Source organism: Acidobacteriota bacterium (assembly GCA_026393675.1).
In the GTDB taxonomy this organism is placed as follows: domain Bacteria; phylum Acidobacteriota; class Vicinamibacteria; order Vicinamibacterales; family JAKQTR01; genus JBAXOX01.
This window is the reverse complement of the sequence record JAPKZQ010000029.1, coordinates 55769-70060: the sequence shown is the minus strand read 5'-3', so window position 1 is coordinate 70060 and position 14292 is coordinate 55769. Positions and strand designations below refer to the sequence as shown.

Below are 14292 nucleotides of genomic sequence, written 5' to 3'. Positions count from 1 at the left end.
CCCGTGGCTTTCGTGTGTACGGACGCCGCAGGAGAATTGGGGCCAAGCCCCGCTGCTCATGACGGAAAATGGGGTCAGACCCAATTTCTCATGTCAGTCTCAATTTCGCGGGTCGCGGACGTAAGAGGACATCATGACGAGCAGCGCCAGGCGCCGGCCGGTCGTCGGCGTGATGGGATCGAGCAGCCGGTCCTATGACGAGCTCGCCGAGCCACTGGGCCGCTTTCTCGCCGGCATAGGCGTTCACCTGCTGACCGGTGGCGGCGTGGCTGCGATGGAGGCGGTGAGCCGAGCGTTCGCACGCGTCTCGCCCCGGGCCGGGCTCGTGGTTGGCGTGCTGCCGTCAGATCTTCAAGATGGCGGGCCGGTCCCACGGACGGGGTACCCGAATCAGTGGGTCGAGATTGCCATCTTCACGCATCTACCGCTGAGCGGGATCAGTGGCGCCGACGCGCGCAGCCGCAATCACATTAACGTGCTCAGTTCGGATGTTGTGGTCGCGTTGCCCGGCGGCGAAGGGACGCAATCTGAGGTGGAGCTGGCCGTGCGGTACGGAAAGCCCGTTATCGCGTTTTTTGGCGATCAGCTGGTCGAATGGCGCGTGCCGGACGGCGTGGTGGTCGCACGAGATCTGGCTGAGGTCCGCCGCTTTGTCGAGGCCCGGCTTGTGGGGTGTGTTACCGTGAGGCCGCATGTTTGTTGACGAAGTCGACGTCCGCGTGTCCGCAGGCGACGGGGGCCGCGGGTGCGTGGCGTTTCGGCGCGAGAAGTTCGTGCCGCGCGGCGGCCCAAGCGGGGGTGACGGCGGCGACGGGGGCTCGGTGTTCCTGGTTGCCAGCCCGCACGTGAACACGCTGGTGACCTACCGCTTCCATCCCGACTTCCGTGCCCAGCGCGGCCAGCACGGCATGGGCTCGAACTGCCATGGCAAAAACGGCAAGGACCTGCCGCTCGATGTGCCGGTGGGCACCACTGTGCTGGAAGTGTCCGAGGATGGCGGCGAACCAGTCGAGGTCGCCGATTTGACGGTGGCAGGCGAGCGTTTCAGGATTGCCGCCGGCGGCCAGGGCGGCCGCGGTAACGCGCGCTTCGCGAGCGCGACCAACCGGGCGCCGAGGCGTGCCGATCCGGGGATTCCTGGCGAAATCAAGCTGCTGCGCCTGAAGTTGAAGCTGCTGGCGGACGTAGGTCTGGTCGGATTCCCGAATGCCGGCAAGTCGACGCTCATCGCTCGCATCTCGGCCGCCAAACCCAAGATCGCCGACTACCCGTTCACGACATTGACGCCGCATCTCGGCGTGGTCGCCCTGAGCGACAACCGCTCCTTCGTCGTGGCCGATGTGCCGGGACTCATCGAGGGCGCACACCGCGGACTGGGGCTCGGCCATCAGTTCCTCCGGCATCTCGAGCGGACGCGTCTGCTGATTCACATGATCGATGTTTCGGGCGCCACCGGGCGTGATCCGGTGGTAGACTTCGACACGATCCGGCGCGAACTCGAGCTGTACCGTCCGGAACTGGCCGACAAACCTCAGTTGGCGGCGGCCAACAAGATGGACGTGGTGGCTGATCCCGAGGCCGTGGATCGGCTGGAGGCGCACCTGGCAACGCGGCGCATTCCGCTCTATCGGATCTCGGCCGTCACCGGTGAAGGCGTCAGCGCACTGGTCGAAGCCATGTGGCGGCACCTTTCCCCTCCGTCTCCTGACCAGTGACGACCGCGCGACGCACGGGCGTCCTCGGCGGCACCTTCGATCCGATCCACCTCGGCCATCTGGCCGTGGCCGATGCCGCACGCCGCATGCTCTCGCTCGACGAGATCCTGCTCATCCCGTCGCTGGCACCGCCGCACCGCGCCGCGGGTCCGGCGGCCTCTCCGTTCCACCGGTTCGCGATGGTCGCCATGGTGTGCGCGGCGCACCCCTATCTGGTCGCCAGCGACATCGAACTGGTTCGGCCGGGGCCGTCCTATACCGCCGACACGCTTCGCCGCCTGCACGCGGTTGGGTATGCCGCGTGGCAGATTTTCTTTCTGACGGGCGCGGACGCGTTTGCAGAAATTGCCACCTGGCGCGAATACCCCGACGTGCTCTCGCTCGCCCACTTCGTCGTCTCGTCGCGACCAGGCATCTCTGCCACCGAGCTGCCGGCGCGCCTCCCCGCCCTGGCCTCGCGCATGCTGACGGTCCATGGCGAAGGGGCGATGGTTCCAGACGAGACGGCCCCACGCGTGTTTTTGCTCGATTGTCCCACCCCGGACGTGTCCTCCACTGACATCCGTTCACGGGCGCGCGACGGCCGTCCGATCGCAGGCCTCGTGCCTTCCGCCATCGACAGACATATTCGCCGCCACGGCCTGTACGGCGCTCCTCCCGAGCACGCGCCGACGGGGGTTCGAGGCGGCGGGCAACTTGCATGACTACAACCCAGACGCGACGCGAGTCGACCGATCACGTGCTGCCCGACGACATCCTCCAGGCGGCCAGGGCCGCCTACGGGAAGAAGGCCACCGACGTGGTGGCGCTGAACCTCAGGGAGGTGTCGTCATTCACGGACTACTTCCTGATCTGCACGGGTCAGAATTCCCGGCAGGTGAAGGCCATCGCCGAGGCGATCGAGATGACGCTCGGCACGTCCGGCACCCGACCCGCGCACGTCGAGGGTTATGACCGATCGAACTGGATCCTGCTCGACTACTTCGATTTCGTCGTGCACGTCTTTACGGCTGATCAGCGCCGCTTCTACAGCCTGGAGCGGCTCTGGGGCAGCGCCGAGCGCACTACCGTGCCCGAGACACCCGCCTGACAGGTGGCGGAGCCTTGCGCACCGCATCGCGCAAACCGCCGAAGCCACTGCGCTGGTGCTGCTCGCCCCATCGTGCGCCACGTGCGGCGCGGTTCTTCAGCACCTCCGGCACGGCTCCATCTGCGAGGGCTGCTGGTCGGCGATCCGGCCGTCCACACCGCCCGTCTGCGATCGGTGCGGTGACCCCCTGCCCTCCCTCCGCCAGCGTCTCGAAAGGCTCCGATGCGCTACCGTATTCGAGGGTGACGCAACCACCGATGCGTCCGCCTCCGCTTCTGCTTCGGCGGATGAAACGGGCTCGGAACATTTTCTTCGGTCCAACATCGAGATGAGTGTCCCGAACCCTTTTCACCGGCGGGTGTGCGCGGGCTGCGCGCCTGGTCGAGGCGCCGTCGATCGCGCCCGCGCCATCGGCAGTTACGACGGCGCGTTGCGCGACATCATCCATGTGCTCAAGTACGGCAAGCGTCAATCGGTCGCCCCTCGGCTTGGCCGTCTGATGCGTCATCATGGCGCCGAGGTACTCGCCGGTGCGGACATCGCTGTTCCAGTGCCGCTGCACTGGTCGAGGCGCCACTGGCGGGGCTTCAATCAAGCCGAGTTGCTGGCGGCTCACCTGGGCCTTCCCGTCCGCCACCTGCTCCGGCGGGTGCGCCGTACCCTTCCACAGGTCGATCTTCCAGCCCGGGAGCGGCATGCCAACGTGGACGGCGCGTTCGCGCTCCGGCGGCGGGACCAGTGCCACTGGCCCGCCTGGCTGCGGCGTCGTGTGGCCACGACGCTCGAGGGCCTGACGGTTGTCCTCGTGGATGACGTGCGCACCACAGGTGCCACGCTCGAGGCATGTGCCAGCGTGGTGAAGCGTGCCGGCGCGAAAGAGGTGCGGGTGATTACCGCGGCGCGAGTCGCGACCAGACGGCGCTAGTGACATCGGCGGCGACCACGTCGACCGGCCGGGCGGCGTCGATCACGACCCAGCCTGGTTGCGCGGCCTGGCGCAGATAGCTGACGCGCACGCGCGAGAGCATGGCGAGATCCCGCTCGTAGTTGTCGCGATTCTGGGCTTTGCGCGCGGCAGCCACGTCGGGAGCGATGTCGAGCAGCACGGTTGTCGACGGCTGCGGCAGGTACACCTGCGTCGATGTCAGCCACGCCGGGTCGAGCCCCTGCGCCTCACCGTACGCGACACTCGAGGCGGCATACCGATCGCTGATGACCACGCGCCCATCGGCCATCCAGCGCTCGATCTGCGGCTTCCACTGATGGCGATTGGCGATCTGCAGCAACTGGATCGTATCGGCGGCGTAGTCGCGTCCGCCGTGCAGCGCCGTGCGGATCTCCTGGCCAATCGGCGAGGTGTAGTCGGGGAACGCGATCGACTCGACCCGTCGTCCGGACGTTTCGAACCACTGTCGCAACAACCGCGCCTGCGTTTCCTTGCCGCTCTGGTCGAGCCCTTCGAAGACAATCAGCAGTCCCGTCATCACGTCCTCTGTCCCTAAGTCCTTCGATTCATAAACTCGGCAACGAATCTATTCACTCAGGACTTGGTGCTGAGCGAGCATCTTCGCCGGATCGTCTCGCGAGCATACGCAACCGTCATTGCGAGTCGAAGCCCTACATTTCACGCGCCATCAGATCGTCATAGCTCTGACGCTGACGGATGATCTGCTTCCGCCCCTGGTCGACCAGCACCTCGGCGGGCAGCCGGCGTCGATTGTAGTTCGACGCCATCACGATCCCGTAGGCCCCCGCATCGAAGACCGCTATGGCATCACCGACCTCGACGGGCCCGAACCGTCGCTCGTGACCGAGCGTGTCGCTGGTCTCACAAAGCGGACCCACCACCTCGTACACGTGCTCGGCGCCTGCCCGTGGCGTCACCGCCCCTATCCGATGATAGGCATCGTAGAGCGCGGGACGGAGAAGTTCGGTCATCCCCGTGTCGAGCACCATGAAACGCGGCGAGCCCGGGTAGCACTTGAGGTCCGCGATGCGACCGACCAGAATGCCCGCCGGCCCAACGAGGTAGCGTCCGGGCTCGAGCAGCAGATCGAGCCCGGATGCCTCCACAATCGGCGCGATGGCCGCGGCGTACCGCACCGGATCGGGCGGAGACGCGCCGTCATAGGCGATGCCAAGACCGCCGCCGAGGTCGAGGTGCCGCAATCTCAGGCCCATGTCCCGCGCCTCACGCGCGAGCCGGGCGAGCGCCTGCGCTGCGCGGGCAAGCGGCTCCATCTCGACGATCTGCGACCCGAGATGCACGTGCAGGCCGACCGGATCGAGCCCAGGCCGACGCGCCATGTCGCGCAGCAGCGCCGGCGCGTACTCGATCGGCACGCCGAACTTGTTGAAGCGCTGCCCGGTCGAGATGTGCGCGTGCGTATGCGGATCGATGTCCGGATTGACGCGGAGCGCCACGCGCGCCTTGACGCCGCGCGACCGCGCGAGGTCGTCGATGCGACCGGCTTCGCCGTCGGATTCGATGTTGATCGCCTTGACGCCCAGTGCCACCGCGTGATCGAGCTCATCGCGGGTCTTGCCGACCCCGGTGAACACGATCTCGGCCGGCTCGAACCCGGCCCGCATGGCCACCTCGATCTCACCGCCCGAATTGGCGTCGGCGTGGGCGCCCAGGCGTCGGAGCAGTCGCAGGAGGGCGAGGGTGGAATTGGCTTTCAGCGCGTAGTGCAGGGTGTGGTGCGACCCCGCCAGCGCCGCTTCGAGCGCGGCAAACGCGGCGCGAATGGCCCCGCCGCTGTAGACGTAGAGTGGCGTGCCCACCTCGCGGACCATGTCCGGGATCGACATCTCATCACACTGCAACGAGCCGTCACGATAGGTGAATCCAGTCACAATTGAGGCATCTTACCGGAGGCTGCGCCGGTTTGACACCCCCCCGACCGTGCGGTACTCTGTGACGCTATCTGATGCAATGACTCCGTACGAACCGACAGCGGCGTCGCTCGAATCCGACGCCCTCATCGAACGCTGCCTTCAGGGGGACCAATCGGCCTGGGAGGCCGTGGTCCGTCAGTACTGGCGGCGGGTGTTCAATGTCGCGTACAAGTTCGTCGGCCGGCACGACGAGGCCGAGGACTTGACGCAGGATGTGTTCCTGAAGGTCTTCCGATCGCTGGCCACGTTCGACCGGCGGGCGAATTTTCAGACGTGGCTCATCAGCGTCAGCCGGAACCTCTGCATCGATCACTATCGCAGCGTGCGGAAGGAACGCGAGACCATCGACCGCGACGTCAGGAGCGACGACCTGGCGCCCGCATCCCCCGACGTGAGCCCGCTGGTCGCGCTCGAACGCCGTGACCTCGCCGAGCAACTTCGTGAGGCCCTGCAGCACCTGCCTGAGACATTGCGCGAGGCCGTCGTGATGCGCGACATGCAGGAGCTGTCGTATCAGGAGATCGCCGACCGGCTCGGGTTGCCGGAAGGCACCGTCAAGTCCCGGATCAACAGAGGGCGCCACGAGCTGGCGCGACAGATTCGCCGCCTGCGCGAGCGATCGCGACCGGTGCCAGCCCCCAGCGAGCCAAGCCGGTCTGGAGCACGAGAATGAAGCACACCATCGATCACGTCCGCGACGTCACCGTCATCCACGTGGGTGAGAGCCGGCTGATGTACCCGCTGCTCTCCGACTTCTCGGCCACGGTGCTCTCGCTCATCACCGGGGGGACCAGGAAGCTGGTCGTCGATCTGTCTCCGGTCGTCTACATCGACAGCGCCACGATCGGCTGCCTGATGGACCTGTACCGCCAGGCGGCGGCCGCCGGCGGCGCGATGAAACTCGCCTCTGTGCAGAAACGCGTCGAGACCATGCTCACCATGACGGGCGCGCACAACTTCATCCAGTTGTTCGCCGACGAAGCCAGCGCGCTCACCAGCTTCGAGGGGTAGCCATGCGGACCATCAAGACCAGCACGGGTGCCGATATCGCGCTCGACGGCGACTTGCTGACCGTCATGGAAACGCTCTTCCACGAGGTCACCGCTAAGCGCGAACTCGAGCGATCGTTCGAGGACATGATGCGGGAGATCCGATTCCTCATCGACCAGATGACCGACGAGGAACGGCGCGCCTACCTGCAGGAAAGCGTGTTCCTGAACACGGTCACCTACGAGAACGAGCGCCTCGGCTCGTACATGCGCAAGCTCGCGTCGAAGGACTGAGCGGGTCTAGTTCGCCCGGACGGGCACGCCAGCCGGGACCGCCACCGACGACGATTCGGGCTGGAGCTCGACGATCTTCCACGCATCCGGTTCTGACAGCAACTGCCTGGCAAACGCCGTGTGCAGCGCGTGTCCGGCGCGGTTGGCCACCAGGTGACCAAGAATCGGATATCCCACAAGCGCCAGATCGCCAATCGCATCGAGGATCTTGTGGCGCACGAATTCGTCCTCGAACCGCAGCGTGTTGTTGAGGACGCCGGTCTCGCTCAGGACAATGGCGTTTTCGAGCGAGCCGCCCAGCGCGAGCCCCTGCTGGCGCAACATTTCGACTTCGTGCAGGAAGCCGAATGTCCGGGCCGGCGCAATCTCGTCAACAAACGACGCTTCGGTCACCTGGAATGTCTGCGACTGGTGCCGCAGCAACGGGTGATCGAAGCTGATGCTGTAGGTGACCTTGAAGTTCTCGGCCGGGTAGAGCGACATCATCTTGTCGCCCCGCGACACGGTGATCGGCCTGAGCACTTTCAGGTACCGGCGCGGCGTACTGAGCGTCCTGGTGCCGGCCTCCTGCAGCAGGTACACGAATGGCGCCGCACTGCCGTCCATCACCGGCACTTCGTTGCGATCCAGTTCCACCGTCACGTTGTCGATGCCCAGGCTGACCAGCGCCGCCAGCAGGTGCTCGACCGTGTCGACTGTCGCCCCATTGCGGGACAGCCCCGTCGCGTGGTTGGTCCCGCTCAAGTGCACCACAGAGGCCGGAATATCCGTGCCCAGGTCGCTCCGGCGAAAACGGATCCCCGAGTCTGCGGGAGCAGGCTTCAGACCGAGAGTCACCTTTTGTCCCGAGTGGAGGCCGATGCCGGCACAGGCCACTTTATGCCGAAGCGTTCGCTGAAATGTCATTATTCGCTCGCTGGTCCCTGGGATGGACCACGCGGGAGAGAGCAATCCGCATACCGAAATGGTCTAAACGTCATCAGCTGATATAAGTAATTGTAGTTCAACAACTTATATAATTCTACGCGCTCTGGATCTTTCGTGTTGCAGGCTCAACTGTGGCTCTCGAACCACGGTCCTGTCACCCGCATCTGTTGTTTTTTTACCACAGTCAACGAATCGCCGCATTGGTCGCCTCGCAGTTGGACCTCCACGGTGAGGGCTGCGTTGCTTATCGGCCGGTGTCAAGGTTCAGGGTAGCAGGCTCGACACGATCCGCTGATGTATTCGGACCGGCGGCCTTGACTTCATGTTCCCGCTGCGGGAGCATGGTGTCACAACGCTGATTGTGGGCTGTCCCACCTCGCTCCAGTTTCATGGCGAAATCTGCTCCTGTGCTTTCGGATCGTCCGCTGTCGACGGGCCCCAACCGGTCTGCCGAAAGGGCGATCGACCGACCACCAGAGGCACGTGCAGGTCGGCGGGCCATCGAAGTCACCGCGCTGGCCGTCGGGGTCGCCGGGGTCATGCTGGTTCTGGAGCTCGGCAAACAGTGGCTGCACCCTGACATCACGGTCTGGGAATCCCACATCATCACCGTCGTCTTTTCCGGCGTGGCCGTCGCGCTTGCCGGCTACGTGATTCTTCGGCGGCGCGACGTGCTGCACGACCGCATCGTCGTGGAGGCCGTCGAGCGCCGGCACGCACAGCAGCACATTCACATGCTCGCGCACACGGTCCGATCGGTCGGCGAGTGCGTCAGCGTCACCGACATGAACGATCGGGTCATCTTCGTCAACAAGGCGTTCCTCGACACCTATGGATTCGAGGAATCCGACCTGCTCGGTCGGCCGATCGCGGTCGTGCGGTCGGACAAGAACCGTGAAGAGGTGGCGCTCGAGGTCTTCCCGGCAACGCTGCGGGGCGGCTGGCGGGGCGAACTGTGGAACCGGAAGAAGGACGGCACCGACTTCCAGATCTTCCTCTCAACCTCAATCGTGCGCGACGACGCCGGCGCGCCCGTCGCGCTGGTCGGCGTGGCGCGGGACATCACCGAGGAGAAGCGCACGGAAGAGGCGCTCAAACGCGGTCGCGAATCCGACCGCATCGTCACGCTGGCGGCGGGCATCGCGCACGAATTCAATAACCTGCTGCAGATCGTGCTCACCAGCACGGCGCTGGCCCTCGAGGACGTGCCAGCCGACGGCCCGGCGCGCGGTTGCTTGCAGTCGGTCGTGCACGCGAGCGAGCGCGCCTCCAATCTGACCGCCCAACTGCTCGTCTACGCAGGACGCGGGACGCTTGTCAGATTCACGGTATTCGATCTGAATGACGAGATACGCGAACGAGCCGCGTTTATCAGAGCCCTGATGCCGCCGGCGGCAATATTTGACCTCGATCTGGCGTCCGGCAGCGCCCTGATTCGGGCGGATCGGCAGCAGATTCAGCAGGTGCTGACCAGCCTCGTGACCAACGCCGCCGAAGCCATGGCCGATCGACCAGGGCGTGCGAGCGTGCGCACCCGCATCGAAGACGTCGCCGCCAGCGACCCCCGCCCGTGGGTTGCCGGCGAGCGCATCGCGCCCGGACGGTACGTGTGCCTGTCGGTGGAGGATCAGGGCGTGGGCATGGAGGCCGAGACCATCAGTCGCATCTTCGACCCCTTCTTCTCCACGAAGTTCCTGGGCCGTGGCATGGGCCTCCCTGCGGTGCTCGGCGTCGCGCACGCGACAGGGGGCGCCATCGCCGTCGACAGCACTCCGGGCCGGGGCACGCGCGTGACGGTGGCTTTTCCGTGCCCCCCAGCCGATTCGTAGATCCGACCCGGCATCCACCCTTCGACCTGAGTTGAGTTGCGCACCAGGCGGCCTCCTCTGAGGCCGTGACACAAGGGCACAACCTTCCGCAACCGTCCACCACCGAGGTGAGCTCAGGGCTTGAAATCTGTTGATCCGTCAGTCGCGATCCCGTAGGGTATAAGTGTTCCTCGTTTTTTGATGGCCGCCCACCTCTGCCCCCTCGCGGGAGACGTGTACCAGCGGCCGGCACAGGGGCCGTGGGCAAGGGGGCGCACCAGGCGTGAACGGCGTGGAGTGGCTGATCGACGTATCGGAGTGCGAGGTGCCGCCACTGCGGGATCCGCACGCGATGGTGAGCCTGTTCGAGACCATCGTCGATCGCATGGGGCTGCGGCCGATCGGACGCCCGGCGTGGCATCAGTTTCCGACGACCGGCGGCGTAACGGCCGTGTGGATGCTGCAGGAGTCGCACCTCACCATTCACACGTTCCCCGAGTTCGCATCCGCCAGCGTGAATCTCTTCTGCTGCACACCTCGCGCGTGCCCCGACTGGCCATCATTGCTGGCGGTCTCGCTCGGGCACTGTTCGGTGCGGGTGACGCAGTGCGAACGCGACTACGGTGCCGCAGCGGATCGGTCGCTGGCGTCGGACCGCTCGGGCAGTGGAGTCATCCCGCGATGAGCCGCAGCTTTGCGTGTCCCACCTGCGGCGGACCGAACACCTTCCAGTCGTCGATCTCGATTCTGGCCGTCTGCGCGTACTGCCGCTCCACGATTCTCCGCAAAGATCTGGACGTGGAGAATCTGGGACGCATGGCGGAACTGCAGATGGACGGCTCGCCGTTCCAGTTGGGCGTCCAGGGCTGGTACGGGTCCGTGCACTTCACGACGGTCGGCCGCATCCAACTCCGCTACGACCACGGCCTGTGGAACGAGTGGCACCTGCTCTTTGACGACGCGCGAAGCGGGTGGCTGGGGGAGGCACAGGGCACGCTGGCCGTGTCGTTCGCGACGCCTGTTCTGGAGCCTATCCCGCCGTTTGACACACTGCAACCTGGTCAGCAGGTGCTGCTGGACCGACGCGCGTTCCGGGTCACCGATGTTGAGCGCGGTGTCTGCGTGGCGGGCGAAGGCGAACTGCCCTTTGTGATTGGCGGGGGGTACGAAGCCCCGGTCGCGGATCTGACGGGCGCCGGGCCGGCATGTGCCACGCTCGACTACAGCGAGGATCCGCCGATCGTGTTTCTCGGCACGTACGTGGAGTTTGACGCGCTCAGGCTGTCCGGATTGAGACAGATCGATGGCTGGTAACACCCCTCGCGGCCCATCGCCACTCGCGACGGCCCAGGCGCCGTCGATCCGCGCGCTCCAGTGTCCAAAGTGCGCCGGCCGGCTCGAGGTCCGCGGACTGGGCCAGACCACGACGATTGTCTGCACATCGTGCGGGTCGGTGGTCGACATCTCGAGCGACGACCTGCGCGTCATCTCGACGTTCGATGCCCACGTCAAGCGCCATCCCGTCATCCCGCTCGGCACGCGCGGCGCCCTGCGCGGCGATCCGTACGAGGTCATCGGCTTCATGTGCCGGGCGATCACCGTCGAGGGGACCGACTACGAGTGGAGTGAGTACCTGCTGTTCAATCCCTACAAGGGTTTCCGCTGGCTCACCGAGTACAACGGCCACTGGAACGACGTGAAGACGACCACGGGACAGCCCGAGGACGGCGTCAATCAGACGGTGACCTATCTCGGCAGCACGTTCAACCTCTTCCAGACCGCGGAAGCCCGGGTCACTTACGTCCTCGGCGAATTCTACTGGCGCGTGTCAGTGGGCGAAAAGGCCTTTGTCTCCGACTACGTGATGCCTCCGCTCATGCTGAGCAAGGAGAAGACCAAGGAAGAGACCACGTGGTCGCTGGGTGAGTACGTCGAACCCGAGGCGGTGGCGCAGGCCTTTGGCCTCAAAGGCGCGATACCCACGCGGATTGGCGTCTACGCCAATCAGCCCTCGCCGCACTCAGCGAAGGCGAAGGGGATCGGCCGGGCCTTTGCCGGCCTTGCCGCGGCGGCGGTCATTGTCCAGATGGCCAGTTGCGCGCTGGCGCAAAACCGCAAGGTCTTCGAGCAGGCGTACACGTTCACGCAGGAGGAACGGGGTAAGGCGCTGGTCACTGAGCCCTTCCCACTGACCGGTCACGCGTCCAACGTCGTCGTCGAGACCACGGCCGACGTAGAGAACAAGTGGATCTACCTCAGCATGGCCCTCATCAATCTCGACAGCGGCCAGGCGTACGACTTCGGCCGCGAGGTCAGCTACTACCGTGGTGTCGAGGGAGGCGAGTCGTGGTCCGAGGGAGGACGATCGGATGAAGCGGTCCTGCCGAGCGTGCCAGCGGGCCAGTACTATCTTCGGATTGAACCGGACTCGGATACGCCTCCAGTGGGATACATCGTCAGGGTCTATCGTGACGTGCCGAGGTACTGGTTCCTGCCGGTCGCGCTGGTCGCCCTGAGCATCTACCCGATGATCTTCTGGCTCAGGAGCCGGTCGTTCGAAACGCAGCGGTGGGCGGAAAGCAGCCGTGCGGAAGAATCGGGCAGAGCCGCGTACTTTTCGCAATAGCGGACGGGAGAGGGCACGTGAGACGCATTGGGGCATTTCTGACGTACGGCGCGGTCGTGCTGGGGCTGCTGGGCTGGGCCAACTACACCGGCTGGAGCCTCACCAGTTACGACGAGGTCAAGAACGTGCCGAAGTCGATCCGGGACAACCCGGGCGCGTATCGCACGGTGTACCAGCGCTACTATCACAAGTGAACGGCGGTCACGCTTCCGTGAGGACAACCCTATGACTGGCATCACCCCCCTCGCCGCGGTCGCTAATGCCGTGGTCTACGCCTTCCTCGGCATCATCGTCTTCTGGCTGTCGTTTGTCGTGATCGATCGACTGACGCCCTACCACTTGTGGAAGGAGATCATTGACGACCACAACGTGGCCCTGGCGATTGTCGTCGGCGCGATGTCGCTCGGCATCTGCGTCATCATCGCGGCCGCGATCCACGGGTAGTGACCTACGCCCTGTTGCTCTCGGTGTTCGCCATCGCGTCGTGCGGGCTCGTCTACGAGCTCGTGTCGGGCGCGCTGGCCAGTTACCTGCTGGGTGACTCGATCACGCAGTTCTCCACGATCATCGGCACGTACCTGTTCGCGATGGGGGTGGGTTCGTACCTCTCGCGGTTCATCGGCCGCGGGCTCATCACGCGCTTCATTCAGATTGAGATCGCCGTGGGGTTGGTCGGCGGGTTTTCGGCGGCCTCAATGTTCCTGGCGTTCTCCTATCTCGGCTCGCTGCGCCTCGTGCTGTTCTCCTTCGTGATCGCCGTCGGCATCCTGGTCGGCCTCGAGATCCCGCTGCTCCTGCGGATTCTGAAGTCGCGCATCCAGTTCAAAGACCTGGTGTCGCAGGTGCTGACGTTCGACTACCTGGGTGCGCTCGTGGCGTCGCTGTTGTTTCCGCTGCTGCTCGGCCCGAAGCTTGGCCTGGTACGAACGTGCCTGCTGTTCGGGCTGCTGAACGCGGTGGTGGCGCTCGCCACGGCCTGGATGTTCCGCCGCGACCTGCCGGGCGTGCGCGCGTTGACCGGCCAGTGCGTGGTGGCGATCGTCGTGCTCGCCGGCGGCTTTGGGCTCGCCGATCAGATCACCACCTACGCCGAACAGGGTCTCTACGCCGACGAGATCATCCTCGCCAAAACCACCCCCTATCAGCGCATCATCGTCACACGCTGGCAGGATGACATCCGGCTCTTCCTCGGCGGGCACCTGCAGTTCAGTTCGAAGGACGAGTACCGCTACCACGAAGCCCTCGTGCATCCCGGGCTTCAGGCCCTGGCGCGCCCGACGCAGGTGCTCGTGCTGGGCGGCGGCGACGGGCTCGCCCTGCGGGAAATCGTCAAGCGGCCGGACGTCGGCGCGATCACGCTGGTCGACCTCGACGCGGAGGTGACAAAGCTGTTCACCTCACACAAGGCACTTCGGGCATTGAACCAGGGCGCGTTTGCCGACCCTCGCGTCAAGGTCATCAACGCGGATGCCTTCATCTGGCTGCAATCGGATCCCGGGTTCTACGATTTCGTCGTGGTGGACTTCCCCGATCCCACCAACCACTCCATCGGCAAGCTCTACACGACCGCGTTCTACCGCCTGCTCGAGCGCCACCTGTCGAGCCAGGGCATCATCGTGGTGCAGTCGACGTCGCCGCTCTTCGCCAGGAAGTCCTACTGGTGCATTGTCAGGACCATCGAATCGGTCGGCCTGTCCGTGTTCCCGTACCACGTCTACGTCCCGTCGTTTGGCGAATGGGGCTTCGTGATGGCGTCGCGACGGCCGTACCAGGTGCCAGCGACGATGCCGCCGGGGCTGCGGTTCCTGACCGTCGACGTCCTGCGGCAGCTGTTCCTGTTTCCGCCGGACATGCAGCCGGTGGCCGTCGAGGTGAACCGGCTCGACAATCAGATCCTGGTTCAGTACTACGATGCCGAGTGGCACCAGGTCACCCAGTAGGA

The 14292-nt window shown here is 65.3% G+C and carries 18 protein-coding genes; 15 read left to right on the top strand and 3 right to left on the bottom strand.

Annotated features, from left to right (window positions below; genetic code table 11):
- The first annotated feature begins 133 nt into the window (after nt 1-133).
- The 5 genes from NT151_07985 to NT151_07965 all read left to right on the top strand — a co-directional run bounded on the left by NT151_07985 (nt 134) and on the right by NT151_07965 (nt 3730).
- On the top strand, nt 134-703 hold the full coding sequence (locus tag NT151_07985; GenBank protein ID MCX6538857.1) for a molybdenum cofactor carrier protein: 570 nt from the start codon (nt 134-136) through the stop codon (nt 701-703).
- Nucleotides 693-1715 (top strand): GTPase ObgE, encoded by a 1023-nt coding sequence (obgE, locus tag NT151_07980; GenBank protein MCX6538856.1) that lies wholly within the window; start codon nt 693-695, stop codon nt 1713-1715. The genes NT151_07985 and obgE overlap by 11 nt, the downstream gene beginning before the upstream one ends.
- A complete protein-coding gene (gene nadD / locus NT151_07975) occupies nt 1712-2419 on the top strand; it encodes a nicotinate-nucleotide adenylyltransferase (protein ID MCX6538855.1) in 708 nt (235 codons plus the stop codon). Before obgE ends, nadD begins: the two co-directional genes overlap by 4 nt.
- Nucleotides 2416-2805, top strand: a complete 390-nt coding sequence (rsfS, locus tag NT151_07970; protein ID MCX6538854.1) for a ribosome silencing factor — start codon at nt 2416-2418, stop codon at nt 2803-2805. The genes nadD and rsfS overlap by 4 nt, the downstream gene beginning before the upstream one ends.
- 328 nt (nt 2806-3133) lie before the next feature.
- Complete coding sequence (locus NT151_07965; GenBank protein ID MCX6538853.1) at nt 3134-3730, top strand: phosphoribosyltransferase family protein; 597 nt, start codon at nt 3134-3136, stop codon at nt 3728-3730.
- On the opposite strand, the gene tmk is transcribed toward NT151_07965, so the two are convergent.
- A complete protein-coding gene (gene tmk, locus NT151_07960; GenBank protein ID MCX6538852.1) occupies nt 3696-4289 on the bottom strand; it encodes a dTMP kinase in 594 nt (197 codons plus the stop codon). The genes NT151_07965 and tmk overlap by 35 nt on opposite strands.
- Nucleotides 4290-4422: 133 nt before the next feature.
- The gene (lysA, locus tag NT151_07955) at nt 4423-5664 is read right to left on the bottom strand and encodes a diaminopimelate decarboxylase (protein ID MCX6538851.1); all 1242 of its coding nucleotides are present in this window, start codon (nt 5662-5664) and stop codon (nt 4423-4425) included.
- Between the two features lie 79 nt (nt 5665-5743).
- Between lysA and NT151_07950 the strand changes: the two genes are divergently transcribed.
- The 3 genes from NT151_07950 to NT151_07940 are packed head-to-tail and all read left to right on the top strand — an operon-like array spanning nt 5744 to nt 6989.
- Complete coding sequence (locus tag NT151_07950) at nt 5744-6379, top strand: sigma-70 family RNA polymerase sigma factor (protein MCX6538850.1); 636 nt, start codon at nt 5744-5746, stop codon at nt 6377-6379.
- Complete coding sequence (locus NT151_07945) at nt 6376-6717, top strand: STAS domain-containing protein (GenBank protein ID MCX6538849.1); 342 nt, start codon at nt 6376-6378, stop codon at nt 6715-6717. Before NT151_07950 ends, NT151_07945 begins: the two co-directional genes overlap by 4 nt.
- Nucleotides 6718-6719: 2 nt before the next feature.
- The gene (locus NT151_07940) at nt 6720-6989 is read left to right on the top strand and encodes a hypothetical protein (GenBank protein ID MCX6538848.1); all 270 of its coding nucleotides are present in this window, start codon (nt 6720-6722) and stop codon (nt 6987-6989) included.
- Between the two features lie 6 nt (nt 6990-6995).
- On the opposite strand, the gene lpxC is transcribed toward NT151_07940, so the two are convergent.
- The gene (gene lpxC / locus NT151_07935; protein MCX6538847.1) at nt 6996-7895 is read right to left on the bottom strand and encodes a UDP-3-O-acyl-N-acetylglucosamine deacetylase; all 900 of its coding nucleotides are present in this window, start codon (nt 7893-7895) and stop codon (nt 6996-6998) included.
- A gap of 560 nt (nt 7896-8455) precedes the next feature.
- On the opposite strand from lpxC, the gene NT151_07930 reads away from it, so the two are divergent.
- The 7 genes from NT151_07930 (at nt 8456) to NT151_07900 (ending at nt 14290) form a co-directional block, all read left to right on the top strand.
- Nucleotides 8456-9745: a PAS domain S-box protein gene (locus NT151_07930; GenBank protein ID MCX6538846.1), complete on the top strand. Its 1290-nt coding sequence runs from the start codon at nt 8456-8458 to the stop codon at nt 9743-9745.
- A gap of 271 nt (nt 9746-10016) precedes the next feature.
- The gene (locus NT151_07925; GenBank protein MCX6538845.1) at nt 10017-10409 is read left to right on the top strand and encodes an S-adenosylmethionine decarboxylase; all 393 of its coding nucleotides are present in this window, start codon (nt 10017-10019) and stop codon (nt 10407-10409) included.
- Nucleotides 10406-11038 (top strand): DUF4178 domain-containing protein, encoded by a 633-nt coding sequence (locus NT151_07920; GenBank protein ID MCX6538844.1) that lies wholly within the window; start codon nt 10406-10408, stop codon nt 11036-11038. The genes NT151_07925 and NT151_07920 overlap by 4 nt, the downstream gene beginning before the upstream one ends.
- Nucleotides 11028-12350 carry a DUF4178 domain-containing protein gene (locus tag NT151_07915; GenBank protein MCX6538843.1) on the top strand — a complete coding sequence of 441 codons (1323 nt, stop codon included), beginning with the start codon at nt 11028-11030 and terminating at the stop codon, nt 12348-12350. Before NT151_07920 ends, NT151_07915 begins: the two co-directional genes overlap by 11 nt.
- A 17-nt stretch (nt 12351-12367) precedes the next feature.
- Nucleotides 12368-12544, top strand: a complete 177-nt coding sequence (locus NT151_07910) for a hypothetical protein (GenBank protein ID MCX6538842.1) — start codon at nt 12368-12370, stop codon at nt 12542-12544.
- Between the two features lie 31 nt (nt 12545-12575).
- The gene (locus NT151_07905) at nt 12576-12794 is read left to right on the top strand and encodes a DUF350 domain-containing protein (protein MCX6538841.1); all 219 of its coding nucleotides are present in this window, start codon (nt 12576-12578) and stop codon (nt 12792-12794) included.
- On the top strand, nt 12794-14290 hold the full coding sequence (locus NT151_07900) for a polyamine aminopropyltransferase (GenBank protein ID MCX6538840.1): 1497 nt from the start codon (nt 12794-12796) through the stop codon (nt 14288-14290). The genes NT151_07905 and NT151_07900 overlap by 1 nt, the downstream gene beginning before the upstream one ends.
- Nucleotides 14291-14292: the final 2 nt, after the last annotated feature.